Source organism: Salegentibacter salinarum, assembly GCF_900168115.1.
Classification (GTDB): Bacteria; Bacteroidota; Bacteroidia; order Flavobacteriales; family Flavobacteriaceae; genus Salegentibacter; species Salegentibacter salinarum.
Window position 1 is genome coordinate 121,443 of the sequence record NZ_FUZC01000011.1, and the last position, 18,321, is coordinate 139,763.

Here is an 18,321-nt window from a genome sequence, read left to right on the forward strand (position 1 = left end):
AATACCTAACCTATAAATTGTGGCTTTAGAATTTTTTAGAGAAAACGAACAAATATTCAATACATTATTCGAAGCAGCGTCAGAAGGCGTTATCGTTGTAGATAGCCAGCAAACAATAGTAACGGCCAATCAAGCTGCCCTACTTATGTTTGGTTACGAAAAGGACGAACTTTTAGGTGAACATCTCAATATTTTAATCCCTTTACGCTACAAATCCAATCACCATCAGCATTTCGACAAGTTTATGAAAGATAGTGAGAAAAGACAAATGGGTCATGGCCGAGATTTGTTCGGGGTAAAAAAGAATGGAACACAATTTCCGGTAGAAGCGGGATTAAATCCGTTTAAAGTAGATGGGGAGCGTTTTGTAATGTCTCTAATTGTAGATATAACCATTAGAAAAGAAAACCAGCAGCGCATTAGAGAACTTAATGCCGAACTGGAAGACAAAATTAAAATACGAACCCGCGAACTTAGACATACGGTAGATAACCTTGAAAAGGAAATTACAAAGCGAAAAGAAGCCGAAAAACGTATTAAACTCGCACTAAAACAGGAAAAAGAGCTCAACGAGTTAAAAACCAAATTTCTTTCCCTGGTTAGTCATGAATTTAAGACTCCCCTAAGCGGAATCCTGACTTCGGCGACTTTAGCCGAAAAATATACTCAAACCGAACAGCAGGAAAAAAGAACAAAACACCTTGCCACCATAAAAAATAAGGTGCATTATTTGAATAATATTTTAAATGATTTTCTTTCGTTAGAACGCCTGGAATCGGGGAACGTGAATTACAAATACACCGCTTTTAGCCTTAATAAACTGGTAAACGAAGTAATTTATAATGCCAATGTGACTTTAAAATATGGGCAGGAGATAGAATATGATAGCGAGATGGAAGATATTACCCTGTATCAGGATGAAAAAATCCTGGAACTTATTCTTTCAAATTTAATTGGTAATTCCATTAAATACTCTCCGGAAAATTCTACAATCTATTTCAGAATATTTCCTGCTGAAGGAAAAATTATCTTTGAAGTTGAAGATGAAGGAATGGGAATTCCGCAGAAAGATCAAAAACATATTTTTGAACGTTATTTTAGGGCAGAAAATGCTTTACTAAACCAGGGAACCGGCATAGGACTTAATATTGTTAAAGTTCATCTTGAAAATATGGGAGGCAATATTAAATTTGAAAGCGTAGAAAATAAAGGTACTAAATTTACCGTAATATTACCTAATCAAAATAGATAACCGCTTATGTTACTTGAGCGGACATTGAAAATAGTTTAAGATGAAAAAAATACTTTTAATTGAAGACGATGTAACCGTTAGGGAGAATACCGCAGAATTGCTGGAGCTCTCAAATTATGAAGTAGTAACCGCACCCGATGGAAAAAAGGGTGTAGATAAAGCAAAAAAAGAAATTCCAGATATAATTGTGTGCGACATCATGATGCCGGAACTTGATGGCTACGATGTGCTTACGCGGCTTTCAGAAGATTCACAAACAAAAGGGATTCCTTTTATTTTCCTTTCAGCTAAAACCGAGCATAAAGATGTAAGAAGGGGAATGGATCTTGGTGCAGACGATTATCTAACCAAACCTTTTGAGGAAGAAGACCTTTTAAGTGCCATAGAAAGCAGGCTGGCAAAAGTAGAGATTTTACAAGCCCAGAAAAAAGATAATAATGATGGGGAAACCATTCAGAATCTTTCCGCTTTTCGCGAAATGATGAGAAACCGGGAACAAATCAGTTTCAAGGCGGGTGAAAATATTTATGAAGAAGGAAAATCTTCCCTGCATTTTTATATGGTAGAGCGCGGGGTTGTTAAAGCACATAAATACGACAGCCGCGGTAAAGAAATGATTACCGAATTATATAAAGAAAGTGATTTCTTCGGAAATTTAAGCTTTAATAAGAATTCAGCTTATGGCGAATATGCTACGGCTTTAGAAGACAGTGTACTTTACGTAGTTTCTAAAGACGAATTAAGAGAGATTCTTAAAAGTAACAGCAATATTAGTATGGAATTGCTGCAGGAAATGGGCGACCATCTTATGGGCGTAAAAGAGCAACTAATGGAAATTGCCTATGCTTCAGTAAGAAGAAAAACTGCCAGAACAATTTTACTCTTTGCCCATAAAATAAAAAAAAACCCACTGCACAGTATTAGAATTTCCCGAGCAGACCTTGCCGGCGTTGCGGGTATAGCTTCAGAAACACTAATAAGAACACTTTCCGATTTTAAAAAAGAAGGACTTATAGAAATTGAAGGCAGAAATGTGAAACTTCTAAATGCAGAAAAGTTAGAGTCAATTAGTTAATTTTTACAGAACTGACGGGAATCATATTTAGGATTGATCTTTCACGCTATTTTTGGCCAAAATTAGTGCTGAAAGGTCAAGCCTATGAATATTTTAATACTTACAGATTTTTCTCCCCAGGCTTATAATGCTGCACGCTATGCCCTGAATTCAAATTCGGGTGCATCTAAATTTTATGTGCTTCATGCCTCTTCTACCGGCGAAGCTTCAACAATAGATGAAGCGCTTGTAGATTTTGTTGATAGGCTTAAAAAAGAGCCGGCTGCAAATGGACATTCTTTTTCTACCCTTCCTTTTGCGGATAATCTTATAAATGCAACCCGGAAAGCGGTAACCGAAAAAAGGATAGATCTACTCGTATTGGGCGCCTCTGGCAAAAATACTTCTAATTTCCAGGGCTTAGGCGGGAATACATGTAATGTGGTAAAAAAGGTAAAATGCCCGGTGCTGGTGGTGCCTAATTGTGAATTTAAACAATGGGAAAGACTTTATCTTGCTTTAGATTTACGGTTCCCGGTTCATACTGAAGCTTTACAATTATTGCATAAACTACCCATGGCCAGGGATGTGAGTATAGATGTATGGGAATTTAATTTGAATAATTCTGAAGCACAAATTGATGATTTTAAGCTTCCCAATTATAAACTGACCCGAAAAACGCTAAAAGAAGAATCAGATTTTTTTGGGAAGTTTTTGCCGGAGGCAAATATAAAAGCCAATGTTATCGTGTTTTTTGCGCGCCAACTTCATATTACAGAAAAGCTTTTAAACCGGCTTTCTGCTACCGAAACCCGGAAACAAAACCTCCCGGTACTTATTCTTCACGGTTAGATTTCTAAAATTTGGTTAAAGTTTGCTGTTAGGCTATTAAAGTTAGTCCCTTAGCCCCTGGCATTTTGCTAAATATAGCAGAAAACCTTATGTTTATACTTCAATTTAAAGAGGATATCTGAGAGATTTTATTTGGGCCAAACTGAACTTGTTTCAGACTTTATTGCGAATTAACATCGGGATTCTATCATAACAACTTAAATTTTGAATATCACAACGATTTCGGCCAGAATGACGATTTCAATTTTTTCAGATGTTTATAAAGAAAATAATAAATTTTTTAAATAGAAATTATGACTAAAGACGAAGTATTAAATAGACTTAAAGAAGGTAACGAACGTTTTACTACCGATAAAAAAGAGGGAAAACTACAGGATAAATCGCGCAGGGAAGAATTAACCAAAGGCCAGGAACCTTACGCTATTGTATTAAGCTGTGCCGATAGCCGTGTAGTTCCAGAACTTGCTTTTGATACCGGCCTGGGTGAATTATTTACCGTGCGTGTAGCCGGAAATATAGCTAATAGTTCTTCTATTGCCAGTATGGAATATGCGGTTGCGAATCTTGGAACTGAAATTATTATAGTAATGGGTCACGAAAGTTGTGGCGCAGTTACTGCTGCTATGAGCGGTGGAGATAATGGTTATAACCTGAACCACCTTGTTTCTCATATTGCACCGGCAATAGCTGCTTCAGGCAAAGATGCCCCGGTTAATGATGTAGTGAAGAAAAATGCCCAGCTAACCTCTGAAGAGCTTAAAACACGTTCTACCATCATTAAAGATGCTGCAGATAGCGGAAAAGTGAAAATCGTACCGGCTTATTATAATTTAGACTCCGGGAAAGTAGATTTTCTATAATATAGCCGACAAGTAAAATTTTAAATAGGCTGTCTAAAAAGGTCTAATTTCGTCAAGTTGAACTGGTTTCAGCTTCTAAGATGTTTTGATTCAAACGGTTTAGATTCTGAAATAAATTCAGAATGACGTTTAAAACCTTTTTAGATAGCTTTTTGTATAATCTATTTTCTAGCCTGAAACATCTTTAAATATAAATGTGAAGACATCTTTCGGGCGTTATTTTTTGCCCGGTTGGCGAGTTCACCTTCATATAATTCCTCTATAGTTTCAAACCATAATTTTAGCCAGATCCCAAAATGATAATTGGAAATCTCCTGGTTATTTTCCTGGTCTACTTTTACGTGAACCTTTTGGGGATTGCCTTTGTAGGTTGCTTTAAAAAAGAGGTTGCTTTCCCAGAAATCGGTTAACTTCTCAAAATGCGTATCCCAGTCTTCAATTACCTCATTGAAAAAATGACCAATTTCAGGATTTTGCCTTACTTTTTTATAAAATCCGGAAACCAGTAGAAAAACATCTTCCCGGGTTTTAATATCATTCTTCATAAAGTGGTTTTAGAAAATATTTATAAGAATAAAGATAGAGGATATTGCAAGGCTTAGCAAAAGTGCATTAAATACAATTTTTGATTTAAACTGCGCTAAAATCACGGTATTGAATCCCATACACACCACGACTACAATAAAAAGCTGAAGCATATCTATAAAGGTATGTCCGTTCATTAATATTAGCATTGCAGCTACAGATCCTAAACAACTGGATGCGATAATCCCAATTGCAGAATATCCCATACTCATTTCTTCAAAATCGGCCAACAAAGTTTGGTAAAGTTTCATAATTTTTAATTTTTAAATGTGAGGTAAAATTAAGGTTGAAGGCGCTGGATTCTTATGAGCAAAATCATAATTCAAAAAAAAAGCCCGGTGAAAATTAAGTTTCCCGGGCTTTGAAAATCATTATAAGTAATTCTACCTAAATTGATTATGAGATTCTCTCTCCAATTGCTCCCTATGATCTGGATGCGCTATAGAGATAAGTTCTTTTGCTCTTTGTTTCAGGTTTTTTCCGTAGAGATTTACTACGCCATATTCTGTAGCAATATAATGCACGTGCGCCCTGGTAGTGGTTACACCGGCACCTTCTTTTAGAAAGGGTACAATCTTGGAAATACCGTTTTTGGTGATAGAAGGCATTGCGATAATGGGTTTCCCACCTTCAGAAAGTGCCGCGCCCCTTATAAAATCCATTTGCCCGCCAACTCCTGAGAATTGATATTTCCCAATAGTATCGGCACAAACCTGGCCGGTAAGATCTATTTCTATAGCCGAATTTATAGCGGTAACTTTAGGGTTTTGCCTAATTATGGCCGTATCGTTTGTATAGGCTGCTTCTTTAAAATGCACAATGGGATTATCGTCTATAAAATCATATAGATCAGGCGAACCTATGGCAAAACAAGTCACCAGTTTTCCGGTTTTTATTTCCTTATTTGCACCGGTAATCACTCCCGATTTTACCAGCGGAAGAATTCCGTCAGAAAACATTTCAGTATGAATTCCAAGGTTTTTATGGTTTTGGAGATTATTTAAAACCACATTGGGGATGCCACCAATTCCCATTTGTAGGGTAGCACCATCTTCAATTAATTCGGCTACGTGTTTGCCAATTTGCTTTTCAATTTCGGTTGGAGCAGTAAAGCTGATAGCAAAAATAGGTTGATTCACTTCTATGGCAGCATCAATCTGGCTGCTATGAATAATTCCGTCGCCGTGGGTTCTGGGTACATTCGGATTTATTTGTGCGATTACTTTTTTAGCCTTTTGAATAGCGGGTAAAGTAATATCTACCGAAACACCCAGCGAACAATAGCCGTGTTTATCTGGTGGAGAAACCTGTATAAAAGCAACATCTAAAGGCAAAATATCCCTTCGGAAAAGATTATGGATTTCACTTAGAAAAATTGGAATATAAGTTCCTTTGTTGGAGTTAACCGCATTTCTAACATTCCCGGCAACGAAACACGTGTTTATGCTAAAAGACCCGGCAAAAGGTTCTTCGGTGTATTTTGCTTTTCCTTCGGTGTGAATTTGTATTATTTCAACATCATTCAATTCTTTATAACGATCACACAACGCATCAATTAGGATCACCGGGGTCATTGCGGCACCCTGAATAAAAATGCGGTCGCCAGATTTTACTCTGGCAACCGCATCTTGCGCCGATAATATTTTTAGATGATTCAGCATTTTAGGTTTTAACATTTAGATTGAAATTGATTTCTATTTCCTCATCCAGGACAATTAGCCCAAAGATTTTACTTGGTGCTTCCAGGTTGAAATCTTTAATATTAAGTTTCAATTTTCCGTCAAAACAAAGTTGCTGATCCCTGGTGATTTCTACCGGAAATTTATAATCGTTATTAACTCCTGCAATGGTAAAGCCAATGGTAACTATAGAATTTCCTTCCCCCCTCATATCTATTTTCTTTAGTTTAAGCAGGATTTCAGGATGTTCTTCAGATTTTAAAAGCTCGTGAAAATCTTTGTTTATTTTTCGGTTTCCACAATCAAAATATACATTTTCCAGGGGTAAAACACTATTCTTAAAATAAAGAATGTCACCGTTCTCTGTATAATGCACTTTAAAAGTTTCGTTTTTAAACCTTAGGGTATTAAACTCACATTCAAAATCATTGATATTGGTTGTGCCTTTTATAGTTAAGTGACTATCTGGAAGAATATCAATTTTTTTGGTTTCTAAACCGGTTTGTGCTACTCCCGAAAGAGTAAAGATTAATGCAAAAAGTAAAGGAAAATAAGTTTTCATCCTGGTTTGATTTAGGGCATTTCTATAAAGATAAGTAATTGAATTCTGGTTAAGAAATGGTTGGCAACAGGAGATAAAAAGCCCCGGAGAATCTCGTGTGAGATAACATCCGGGGCTCAACATTCAACTTAAAAACTAATCGCTGCTTCTAGCATAAGTCCGTTGAATTGTCCTCCGTGTAAAGGTGAACTTGTATTGTAACCATCATACTGTTGGTTTACATATTCAACCTTAGCAAGGATGTTTTTAGTCATAAACCATCCCGCAGAGGCTTGAACTCTATTGATGTCAATTTCATCACCGCTTGCGTGGTCACCATTTACAGTGTTATACCGTCCAGCTACATAGAAGTTCTCGTTTTGTCCAAATCTGTAGATAAGCTCTCCAGCAAGTTGAGTGAAACTACGGTCTTCAGTTTGAGATAGTTGTTTTCCGCTAGATCTTTCAAAAGTTCCGAAGAATTCAAGTCCACCATACTTTAAGAAAGGGTTTACCATAAAGGCGGTGATTTCATTTCCAAAGCGTGGGTTGTATCTACCAGAGGCAAAACCTTCTCCCATTACATCGTAATATCTAGATCCTGCACGGTCTGCACCGTAAAGGTAAGAGCTTGCTACACGGTTAGTGTGGTATACAGATCCTGTTAATCTAACTCTTAGATCATCTGCACCAGTAAATTGCTGGTTGTCGTATCCTAATTTAGCCAACCATGATACTCCATTAGCATCGGGATTAACAACAGACTGGTTTAATTTACCGTTGGTAGCTCCAACCATTCCAATAAATCCATTGCTTCGGTAGTAAACTTCAGCACCAACTTCGGTAGTGAAAGCATCCATAATAAGGTTACCTACAAATGGGTTGTAAATAGCTTGTGCGTTATCGGTTCTTCTAAAGTGAGCATCACCATAGTTGTTCTCCATATGACCAATTTTAATAGTCACTTTGTTCATTAGGTCTTCCATAAAGCCTGGACGTACAAACTCCAGTTTGTCAATTTGAATATACCCGTCTTTTACGTATGGTTCTGGGTGGTGACGAGAAGATAGATATGTTCTAAGGTGCATTCTAACTCCATCGTAAAGTGCAACATCAAGGTCAAGGTTAGCAGTAGGCAGGTTAAAGTTTGCGCCTATTTCTGGTAATCTTCCTACACTGCCATCTTCATTAGACCATTGTCCTGAAGATTCGTGGTCAAGTGCCTGGAACTGGATGGTAGATGCTCCACCAACTCTTACTTTAACACCATCAAAAGTTGAAATAGTGTCTTTTGGAGCTTCAAACATATTAATTCCGCGTTGGTCTAATGGTCTAAAGTTATCCAGGTCTCTGTCCTGTGCCTGCATTTGCAAGCCAAAGAGAACGAATGCAATTAAGCCGAAGTATTTGATTGAATTTTTCATTGTGATAATTTTTAAAATTGAATAGTTATTTAGAAAATGTGGATTTGAATTTAATAGTTACTTCCTCGCCGGTGGTAATTGTTCCAAACATAGCAGTAGGAGGGTCAATTTTGTAATTGGTCATGTTAAGGCTTTCTTCGCCGTTTATTTCCAATTTGTTTCCGTTAAGCTTAGCAGTGAATTCTACCGGTACTTGTTTAGAAACCCCCGAAATTTTTAAAGTTGCAAGGCCATTTATTTTGTAAGAGTTGCTGCCGTTGGCTTCAATCTTCTTAACCTCGTCTAACTTAAATTCGATGTTTTTATATTTATCGGTATTAAGTGCTTTGTAAGCATTTTTGTCCATTCCGCCCTTTCCACTTTCCAGGCTTTCAGCAGGAACGCTAACCTGAAGTTCTGAGATACCTGTTAACTTTCCATCTTCGGTGGTAATTGTTGCTCCTCCTTGTTTAGAGGTTGCCTTCATTTCCCAATCGTGGATATTAGAGGTTCCTTCAACAACAATTTCAGAAGAATTATCCATTCTAAAGTTTTGTCCGAACATGCTGCCTGCGGTCAGCAACATAAAAAATACGCCTGTAAGAATTACTTGATATGATTTTAAAACTTTCATGATATTAGGTTTTTAAGTTTGGTACAAAGTTGGGGCAGAAATGCAGCAGAATCTATGACGAGAGTCAGGTTTGAGAATATTTAGTAGAAAGAATTTGGAGAGACACCATAGAGGACTTTATAGTGTTTACAAGGGTTTTCGCTAACTAAAACGTTTGCGATTTTCGAATATACAAAGATTTTTTAGCCGAAAAAAAATGAAAATTACTCCCAATTATCTCTTTATTATTAAAAAGAAAGTTAAAACTGTCTTTTTAATAATAAAGCTCGTCGGTTTTCAGGTTTAAGAACCTTGAAGTAGCAAAAAATGTACTCAGCCACGTGATAAGGATTCCCATAACAAACACACCTATAAACAAAGCAGCAAGCAATTTTACGTCTGAAGTTAATGAAAGCTGTGGAAAGCTATTGTTAAGGTAATAAAGCGCACCGGCCATTCCAATAAGTGCGATTAGGGCACCAATTATTCCCAGTTTCACACTTTGCCAAATAAATGGCCTGCGAATAAAACCTTTGGTAGCACCTACCATTTGCATGGTTTTTATAATAAATCGTTTCGAATAAACCGAAAGTCTGATGGAGCTATTTATAAGCAATACCGCAATAAATGTAAAAACCCCGCTCGCAATAAGTACCCAGAAACTTATTTTCTTTACATTTTCGTTTAAAAGTGCGATAAGCGGTTTATCATAAATCACTTCATCTACAAAATTTTTGGAAGTAAGATCTGCAGCGATTTCATCTACCTGTTCGCCAGAGACAAAATCAGCGTTCATATATACATCTATAGAATTCTGTAGAGGATTATAGCCTAAAAATTCCATAAAGTCCTCACCTATTTCCTTGCTGTGGGCTTCGGCTGCTTCTTCTTTAGAAACATAGGTGGTAGATTTTGTATAATCGGCCATCGCCAGACTTTTCTTGAGTTGTTCTATCTCAACCTCTTTGGCGGTATCTTTTAAATATACGGTAAGGGCAATTTGTTCTTTAAAATGATCGGCTACTTTTTTGGTGTTTAAAACCAGTAACCCCAACATTCCTAATAAAAAAAGTACTAAAGCAATACTAATCACTACCGAAAAATAAGACGAGATTAATCGACGTCTCTGGTACTTTTCAAAAGATGTGCTCATAGGTGACCTTAGATTTTTTGTAAAAATATAAAAGTTAAGCGTTCATTTTCTTTAAAACGTTTAAAGTTTGAAAAAATTAGTAAACTCAAAAATTATTTTATCAGGAATGCCAGAAATATCTATGAGTTATCTCTAAAAAATCTAATTTAGTCAAGCTGAACTTGTTTCAGCTTCTAACATGTTTAATAACATAGAGGTTATGATAAGTTTAGAATTGAATAGTGAAAAGCGTGAATAATATGAAAATTTTAATCTTCGGAATTGGAGGGGTAGGTGGTTATTTTGGTGGAAAACTCGCCCGTGCGGGTTATGATGTTACGATGATTGCCCGCGGAAAACACCTGGAAGCAATAAAGAAAAACGGACTCGAAGTTGAAAGTATCAACGCGAATTTTAAAGTAAAACCTGATTTGGCAACCGATAATTTAGCCGAAGTTCCTACGCCGGACCTGGTGATTTTAGGCGTAAAATCTTGGCAAATTCAGGAAGTTGCAAAGCAATTAAAACCTATTATTTCAGCTGAAACGATGGTGTTGCCTTTACAAAATGGCGCCAATAACGTTGAAAAGCTACAAGAAATCCTTCCGAAGAAAAATATACTGGCAGGGCTTTGCCATATTGTTAGTTTTGTAGAAAAACCGGGAAAAATAAAACACGTTTCTTTTGAACCGCGCATCACTTTTGGTGAGATTGATAATTCAAATTCCGAAAGAATTAAGCAATTAAAAAAGGTATTCTATAAGGCCAAAATCACCAATTTTATCCCTGAAAACATTCAACTGGAAATATGGAAAAAATTTCTCTTTATAGCTACTATAAGTAGCCTTGGCGGATTAACACGGGTTTCTATAGATAAAATAAGGGAAAGCGAATATTTATATAATCTTTTACAAAAAACTGCTCAGGAAATTAAGTTAATAGCCAATGCTAAGGGAATTCCCTTAGCAGCCGAACACCTGGAAAAAGCTTTTGAAATTATTCAAAATCAGCCTCCGGGAACAACAGCTTCCACGCAACGCGATATTATGGCCGGCCGGCCTTCAGAATTAGAAAATTTCAACGGGTTTATTGTAAAAGAAGCCGAAAAATTAGGCATTGTAACACCGGTAAATAAAATGATCTACGAGTGTTTGCTGCCTATGGAAAGTGAAGCGAGGAATAATTAGTTATCCCCGTTTTCCCCATTGAAATCCAGTTCTGAAAAGTTCTCATTTATAATCATAGTGAGACACCCGTTAACCTGTAAATGCTCCAAAGATTTGGTTTCATTATCCAGCTGAATGGTTTTTATCTCAAACGGCAGTCCGTGAATTTTTAATTTGAAATTTTTACAATCGCTTTCAAAAGAGCCTTCTTTATGCTGCTGAATAATTAACTGATTTTTCCTTCCGGTAAGTTTGAAACTTCTTAAGCAAAAACGTCCTTTGGTGTAATCGTACCCATCGTGGGCATCCTCAAAGAATTGCGAATCTTCTTTGCCTTTTTTGTAATAAACTTCCAGGGTTATTTCTTCTATTTTTTTCTCTGAAACATACTGTTGAATCGGATATTTTGGAACAATAGCACCTTCTTTTATAAAAACCGGCATACTGTCTATATCTGCATCTACCCACATTTCCTTGCCGCCTTTTACCAGTTCATCAGTCCAGTAGTTATACCAGTTTCCGCGAGGTACATACATACGTCTTCCCTTGGCATTTGGCTCAATTACGGGGCAGGCAAGAATGCTATCACCAAAAATAAATTCATCTATTCTGTAATGTGTATTTACATCTTCCTGGTCAAACATTACCAAAGATTTTATCAACGGAATGCCTTTTTCAGTATAATCCCAAAACGCGGTGTAGAGATAAGGCAATAATTGGTAACGCAATTCAATAAACTTGCGTACTATATCCGTAATATCTTCATCAAAGGTCCAGGGTTCCTGGTCGCCGTGATCTCCAGAAGAATGTACCCTGAAGAAAGGATGAAATGTGGCTAATTGAATCCATCTTGTAAAAAGTTCACCGTGAGGTTGTTCTGCGAAACCGCCAATATCACTTCCGGCAAAAGAAAATCCGGACATTGCCAGGCGCTGTACCTGCACGTTCGCGATCCATAAATGTTCCCAGTTGGCGATATTATCGCCAGTCCAGGTTGAGGTGTAACGCTGGGTTCCCGAATAAGCCGCTCTTGTAATTACAAAAGGTCTTTTTGGATGGGAGAATTTTTTTACTCCGTGGTATGTGGCGCGAGCCATTTGCATCCCGTAGATATTATGCGCTTTTCTATGGCTACAGGGATTTGCATCATAATCGTGCCTTACATCGTGTGGAAAAGTTTTATTCGGAACTTCCATCACCGCAGGTTCGTTCATATCGTTCCAGATACCTTTAACCCCAATATCTTCAATTAATTCTTTGAAAAGTCCGGACCACCATTCCCTGACTTTCGGATTGGTAAAATCGGGGAAATAGCATTCTCCCGGCCAAACTTTTCCTTTAATATAAGGGCCATCGGCGCGTTTACAGAAATAATCATTTTCCAGTCCTTCTTTATAAACCCAGTAATTTTTATCAATTTTAATCCCGGGATCAATGATCGCCACGGTTTTAAAACCATCGGCTTCAAGTTCCTTTACCATTCGTTTTGGATCGGGAAAATATTCTTTGTTCCAGGTAAAACACCTAAAACCTTCCATATAATCAATGTCCAGGTAAATAGCATCACAAGGAATTTGCAATTCCCTGAATTTAGAAGTGATTTCCTTCACCTTACTTTCCGGGTAATAGCTCCATTTGCATTGATGAAAACCAAGTGCCCACAAGGGTGGTAAATCTGGTTTTCCGGTTAAATCGGTATAATATTCTACAACATCAGTCATTTTTGGGCCGTAAATGAAGTAGTAATTCATCTCGCCTCCCTGTGCCCAAAAACTGGTTACAAATCGTCGTTCCTGTGCAAAATCAAAATAAGATCTAAAAGTGTTATCAAAGAAAATTCCGTAGGCCTTTTTATTATGAAGTCCGGTGTAAAACGGAATCGTTTTATAAATAGGATCTGTATCTTTTCCATAGGCATAGGAATCGGTTACCCAGTTTTCAAAGCGTTTCCCTTTAAGGTTTAAGTGTCCCGGTTTGTCTCCGAGCCCAAAATAGCTTTCGCCATCGTGAGAAACTTTACTCATTTTTACAATGTCACCGCCAAACTCGTAGCTTTCTTCCCAATGGAAACCCAGCTCATCTTCATTGATCAAAGTACCGTCTGCACGATCAAAAATCTTAACTTTTAAACCTTTTTTCGAAACTTCACAGATAATTTTGGTAGTGGTAATACTGTAATTACCCTCCTTTTCTTCAATATCTAATTGGTTGTAACCAATGCTCGCGTGTTTGGTAATTGCGTAAGAAAAATCTTTCGAAAACATCCCGGTGGTAGAATATCTAAAGCGAAGCAAGCCATCCCGAAGGATAGTGATTTGCAATGCCACATCATTTTCTGTGGTAAAATAGAGGGTATCCACATCTTTACGGAAGGAAACTACATTAGATGGAAAAGCATTTCCCTTTTGTTCTAACTCGGTATTGGTGATCATATTTTATAATGGATTACTGGGCAATAAAAGAACTGAATTGTTTTGATATATAAGTTAGTATTCACAAAATATTTATGAGCGTTTATTAACTACATCGTTGTTGTTCATTTAACTAGCCCGTATACTTAAAAGCAAGCATTGCCAAGGGTGGAAGTTTGATAGTTGCAGAATATTTTTTACCCTGCCATTCTTCTGAAGTTACGGGTTTCCTGGGATTTTGATAATTCCCCGTACCGTGAAATTCTTTTTTATCACTATTGAAAATTTCTTCAAGTTCACCTGCTTCAGGCAAGCCAATTTGATAATTTTCCCTGGGTGAGGGAGTAAGATTACAAACAATAATCAAATTATCTTTCGGCTCATTTCCTTTTCTGATAAAGCTTATAACCGAATTCTCGGCATCGCTGTAATCTATCCACTCAAAACCTTCGGGAACGAATTGTTTTTCATATAAGGCAGGCTGTGATTTATAAAATTCATTCAAAGCTTTTATCAGTTCCTGCATTCCTTTGTGCGTATCGTATTCCAGTAAATGCCAGTCTAAACTCTTTTGGAAATTCCATTCTTCACTTTGTCCAAATTCACAACCCTGGAACAATAATTTGGTTCCGGGGTGCGTAAACATATAGGCATATAGCAAACGCAAATTGGCAAAGCGTTGCCATTCATCTCCCGGCATTCTTCCTAAAATAGAATGTTTACCATAAACCACTTCATCGTGAGATAGTGGAAGCATAAAATTTTCAGTAAAGGCGTAAGTGAGGGAAAAGGTGATATTGTTTTGGTGATGTTTCCGGTAAATTGGCTCTTTCGCAAAATACTGAAGCGTATCGTGCATCCAGCCCATCATCCATTTCATCCCAAACCCGAGCCCGCCGAGAAATACCGGTTTTGAAACCCCGCTGTAGGCAGTAGATTCTTCGGCAATGGTTTGTACATCGGGAAAGGAAGCATACACTTCCTTATTCAATTCTTCTAAAAACGAAATCGCTTCCAGATTTTGATTGCCACCATACTGATTGGGTTCCCATTCGCCTTCTTCCCGCGAATAATCCAGGTACAGGATAGAAGCTACAGCATCTACCCGAATCCCGTCAATATGAAATTGCTCTAACCAATATATCGCATTACTGATTAAAAATGCCCGCACCTCGTTTCGGTTATAATTAAAGATCAAACTTTTCCAGTCGGGGTGATAGCCTCTTTTTGGATCGGGATGTTCATAAAGGTGTGTTCCGTCAAAATAACCGAGTCCGTGGCTGTCTTCCGGAAAATGTGAAGGCACCCAGTCTAAAATTACCCCAATATCATTTTCGTGAAGTTTATCTACTAAATATTTGAATTCATCTGGATAGCCAAATCGCGAGGTTGGTGCGAAATATCCGGTAATTTGATAACCCCAACTCGGGTCGTAAGGATATTCCATAATGGGCATAAACTCTACGTGGGTAAAACCCATTTCTTTTACGTAAGAAACTAAATCGCTGGCGAGTTCCCAATAAGAAAGTGATCGGTTTTCTTCTGTTTTTTTCTTCCAAGAAGATAAATGCACTTCATAAACCGAAAAAGGAGCATTTAAAGAATTATGTTTTTTTCTTTTCTCGAGCCAGGGTTTATCTTGCCACTTATAATCGTCTTCCCAAACAACAGAAGCTGTATTTGGCGGATGCTCACAGCGCCTGGCATAAGGGTCGGCTTTTTCGGCAATAATCCCGTTATGGTGACTATGGATTTTATACTTATATAAATTCCCTTTTTCAACCTCAGGAATAAAACCTTCCCAAATCCCGCTGCCGTCCCAACGCACATTTAGTAGATGCTCGCCATCTTTCCAGGAATTGAAATCGCCAATTACCGATACCTGTTTAGCACCTGGTGCCCAAACCGAAAAATAAGTTCCGTTCGTGTTATTGAGCGTGATGGGATGCGAACCAAATTTCTCATATAGGCGAAAATGTTTGCCAGATTTAAACAGGTTAATATCGAATTCTGAAAATAAACTGTGCGTTATAACTTTTGTCATATTATCCTATGGTTGTTCCGGGTGGGAGCACTGCTTCTTTTTTAAGCACTACAATTCCTTCTTTTACTACGTAAGCATCGGTTTCATCATCTTCTAAATGTGGGCCACCGTTTATAGTGGTATTGTCTCCAACTCTACAATTTTTATCGATTATGGCATTCTGAATGTTACAATTTTCTCCTATTCCGGCGAGGATTTCAATATTATTTCCTTCAATTTCTTTTAAAGATTCATAAAAATCTGTTCCCATCATATAACAATTTTTTATAACAGAACCTTTTCCGATTCTGGACCTCACCCCAATTACCGAAGATTCAATTTCCTTTGCGTGAATAATACAACCTTCAGCAATAACGGCTTTTTTCAAATTAGTGCCCGAAATTTTTGAAGTTGGAAGAATCCTTGCTCGCGTGTAAACCCTGTTTTCCATATCGTATAGATTGAATTTAGGGATATCGTCTGTCAGGCCAATATTCGCTTCAAAAAAGGATTCAATATTTCCAATATCGGTCCAGTAACCTTCAAATTGGTAACCGCAAACTTTTTTGTGTCCTATGGCCTGCGGAATTATCTCTTTTCCAAAATCTACAGTGCTCTCATCGTCCATCAATTCTTCCAGTAACTTGCGGTTAAATACGTAAATTCCCATAGAACCTAAATAATTTCTGCCTTCAGCTTCCATTTCTGGACCTACCGGCGAAGTCCAGTCTGGTAAGAGATCAGAGTTAGGTTTTTCTATAAATGAAGTGATATTATTATCCTTATCGGTTTTCATAATTCCAAAGCTCGGCGCTTCTTTTGCATTCACCGGAACTGTCCCTATGGTAATATCGGCGCCGGTATCTATATGTTGCTGGACCATTAAATTATAGTCCATATGATATAATTGATCGCCGGAAAGGATTAAAAAATAATCGAATCTATGCTTCTTAAAATGATGCATTCCCTGTCGTACTGCATCGGCAGTGCCTTGGTACCAGGTTTTGTTGTGGGGGGTTTGCTCTGCGGCTAGAACATCTACAAAAGCCGAGCTAAAAAAGCTAAAATGATAAGTATTCTTGATATGCTTGTTTAAAGAAGCCGAATTAAACTGCGTTAAAACGTACATTCTTTTAAGGTCTGCATTAATACAGTTGGAAATTGGAATATCTACCAGGCGGTATTTCCCCGCTATTGGTACGGCGGGTTTAGATCTACTTTCTGTTAATGGGTGGAGCCTGGTACCCTGGCCACCTCCAAGAATAACCGATAATACTTTGTCGTTTAACATAATTAGCCGCTTTTTAATGAGTTATACAAATCGATATACTGTTGAGCCGAAACATCCCAGGAATGATCTATGCTCATAATATATTTTCTGGTTTTTTTGAATTTGGGAACGTCTTTATAAAATTCAATGGCCCGTGTTATTGTCTGAAGAATATCATTTTCTGAAGCTTCCGAGTGAGAAAATCCAAATCCACCATCTTCAATATCTATTACGGTGTCTTTTAAGCCACCAATACTCCGCACTACGGGAATGGTGCCGTATCGCAGGGAATATAATTGGTTCAAACCGCAGGGTTCTACTCGTGATGGCATTAAAAGGAAATCGGTGCCGGAATAGATGAGGTGCGAAAGTTTTTCATCGTAACCAATAAAAACATTGTAAACACCTTTATGCTTTTTCTTCAGGTTCTCTAATGCGCTTTCTACTTCAGGATTGCCCGATCCTAAGATAAGGATACTGCATTCCTTTTTTGGAAGAATTTCCTCTAAGACTTCCGGGAGAAGCTCGGCTCCTTTTTCGTAAACCAGTCTGCCAATAAAAGCGAATAGAGGTTTTGAAGCTGAAAATCCAAACTCTTTACAAAGCCACTTTTTATTAGCTGTTTTTCCACTTTGAATATTTTTAGCCGAATAATTTTTTATGATAAACTCGTCGGTTTCAGGGTTCCAGACTTCTGAGTCAATTCCGTTTAGAATTCCGACACATTTCTCTTTTTCGTGGTCTAATAAGCCTTCTAAACCGTTAGCTGCTTGTTGCAATTCCTTCATATAACTCGGCGAAACCGTGGTAACGCGCCAGGCGCATTTTATTCCGGCGGCTAAAGGATTTATCATACCATCCCAATCAAGTAAACCATTATTGGAAATATCAAAGGCAGGGAGATAATGTACTTTGTCGTGCGAAAACCAGCCCTGGTATTGCGCGTTATGAATAGTTAGAATAACCGGAATCTGATTCAGGGATTCATATTTAAAACATTCCTGCGCCATAAAAGGGATTAATCCCGTATGATGGTCGTGACAATGAATTATAGACGGTTTTTCTTTTAAAGTAAGTAACCAATCCATTGCCGCAATCTGAAAAGCCGTAAAACGCGCGGTATCATCTTCAGAATAAACAAAATCCTTAAATAAAAGTTTCGGAATATCAACAAACAGCACTTCAATATCTAAAACATCCTTTTTTAATTTCAGAATTTTATAAGCATGAATATCCTGTCCTAAAACCAATTCTGATTCGTAAACACTTTTAAATTTGTGAGTTGAGCTGAATTTGTTGTCATAAAATGGCATAATTACCTTAGCACCAACCTCTGATTCCTGCTGGTATTTGGGTAAAGAACCCACAACATCTCCCAAACCACCAACTTTTGCGATGGGGTAACATTCAGCGCTTACGTGTATCACGTTCATATAAGAATCTTTGAAAGATTATTGAATTAACCAAGTTGTCTTTTAGG

At 37.5% G+C, this 18,321-nt stretch carries 16 protein-coding genes; 5 read left to right on the forward strand and 11 right to left on the reverse strand.

The features are described from left to right. Window positions 1-19: 19 nt before the first annotated feature. The 4 genes from B5X53_RS13765 (at window position 20) to B5X53_RS13780 (ending at window position 4,018) form a co-directional block, all read left to right on the forward strand. Window positions 20-1,252 carry a PAS domain-containing sensor histidine kinase gene (locus tag B5X53_RS13765; protein WP_079713791.1) on the forward strand — a complete coding sequence of 411 codons (1,233 nt, stop codon included), beginning with the start codon at window positions 20-22 and terminating at the stop codon, window positions 1,250-1,252. A gap of 40 nt (window positions 1,253-1,292) precedes the next feature. Beyond that, complete coding sequence (locus tag B5X53_RS13770) at window positions 1,293-2,327, forward strand: response regulator (RefSeq protein WP_079713792.1); 1,035 nt, start codon at window positions 1,293-1,295, stop codon at window positions 2,325-2,327. Window positions 2,328-2,411: 84 nt separating this feature from the next. Next, a complete protein-coding gene (locus B5X53_RS13775; protein WP_079713793.1) occupies window positions 2,412-3,158 on the forward strand; it encodes a universal stress protein in 747 nt (248 codons plus the stop codon). 293 nt (window positions 3,159-3,451) lie between these two features. After that, a complete protein-coding gene (locus B5X53_RS13780; RefSeq protein ID WP_079713794.1) occupies window positions 3,452-4,018 on the forward strand; it encodes a carbonic anhydrase in 567 nt (188 codons plus the stop codon). Between the two features lie 161 nt (window positions 4,019-4,179). Here the strand turns inward: B5X53_RS13780 and B5X53_RS13785 are convergent, their stop codons facing one another. The 7 genes from B5X53_RS13785 to B5X53_RS13815 all read right to left on the reverse strand — a co-directional run bounded on the left by B5X53_RS13785 (window position 4,180) and on the right by B5X53_RS13815 (window position 9,992). Further along, on the reverse strand, window positions 4,180-4,563 hold the full coding sequence (locus tag B5X53_RS13785) for a group III truncated hemoglobin (RefSeq protein ID WP_079713795.1): 384 nt from the start codon (window positions 4,561-4,563) through the stop codon (window positions 4,180-4,182). A 9-nt stretch (window positions 4,564-4,572) separates the two neighbouring features. Further along, window positions 4,573-4,854 carry a hypothetical protein gene (locus B5X53_RS13790; RefSeq protein ID WP_079713796.1) on the reverse strand — a complete coding sequence of 94 codons (282 nt, stop codon included), beginning with the start codon at window positions 4,852-4,854 and terminating at the stop codon, window positions 4,573-4,575. A 132-nt stretch (window positions 4,855-4,986) separates the two neighbouring features. After that, window positions 4,987-6,264, reverse strand: coding sequence for an acetyl-CoA hydrolase/transferase family protein (locus B5X53_RS13795; protein ID WP_079713828.1), 1,278 nt, complete (start codon window positions 6,262-6,264; stop codon window positions 4,987-4,989). Between the two features lies 1 nt (window position 6,265). Next, entirely contained in the window at window positions 6,266-6,844 is a 579-nt protein-coding gene (locus tag B5X53_RS13800) for a YceI family protein (RefSeq protein ID WP_157822075.1), read from the reverse strand. A gap of 128 nt (window positions 6,845-6,972) precedes the next feature. After that, entirely contained in the window at window positions 6,973-8,247 is a 1,275-nt protein-coding gene (locus B5X53_RS13805; protein WP_079713798.1) for a hypothetical protein, read from the reverse strand. A gap of 25 nt (window positions 8,248-8,272) precedes the next feature. Then, a complete protein-coding gene (locus B5X53_RS13810) occupies window positions 8,273-8,860 on the reverse strand; it encodes a YceI family protein (RefSeq protein WP_079713799.1) in 588 nt (195 codons plus the stop codon). 253 nt (window positions 8,861-9,113) lie between these two features. Beyond that, entirely contained in the window at window positions 9,114-9,992 is an 879-nt protein-coding gene (locus tag B5X53_RS13815; protein WP_079713800.1) for a cell division protein FtsX, read from the reverse strand. A 239-nt stretch (window positions 9,993-10,231) separates the two neighbouring features. Here B5X53_RS13815 and B5X53_RS13820 point away from each other — a divergent pair, with 239 nt between their 5' ends. Further along, window positions 10,232-11,158 (forward strand): ketopantoate reductase family protein, encoded by a 927-nt coding sequence (locus B5X53_RS13820; RefSeq protein ID WP_079713801.1) that lies wholly within the window; start codon window positions 10,232-10,234, stop codon window positions 11,156-11,158. Here B5X53_RS13820 and B5X53_RS13825 read toward each other — a convergent pair. The 4 genes from B5X53_RS13825 to B5X53_RS13840 all read right to left on the reverse strand — a co-directional run bounded on the left by B5X53_RS13825 (window position 11,155) and on the right by B5X53_RS13840 (window position 18,274). After that, window positions 11,155-13,569 carry a glycoside hydrolase family 31 protein gene (locus B5X53_RS13825; protein WP_079713802.1) on the reverse strand — a complete coding sequence of 805 codons (2,415 nt, stop codon included), beginning with the start codon at window positions 13,567-13,569 and terminating at the stop codon, window positions 11,155-11,157. The two genes, B5X53_RS13820 and B5X53_RS13825, sit on opposite strands and share 4 nt — an antisense overlap. Window positions 13,570-13,681: 112 nt before the next feature. After that, a complete protein-coding gene (gene glgB / locus B5X53_RS13830) occupies window positions 13,682-15,592 on the reverse strand; it encodes a 1,4-alpha-glucan branching protein GlgB (RefSeq protein WP_079713803.1) in 1,911 nt (636 codons plus the stop codon). A 1-nt stretch (window position 15,593) separates the two neighbouring features. After that, window positions 15,594-16,862, reverse strand: coding sequence for a glucose-1-phosphate adenylyltransferase (locus tag B5X53_RS13835; RefSeq protein WP_079713804.1), 1,269 nt, complete (start codon window positions 16,860-16,862; stop codon window positions 15,594-15,596). Window positions 16,863-16,864: 2 nt separating this feature from the next. Continuing rightward, a complete protein-coding gene (locus B5X53_RS13840; RefSeq protein ID WP_079713805.1) occupies window positions 16,865-18,274 on the reverse strand; it encodes a glycogen synthase in 1,410 nt (469 codons plus the stop codon). Window positions 18,275-18,321: the final 47 nt, after the last annotated feature.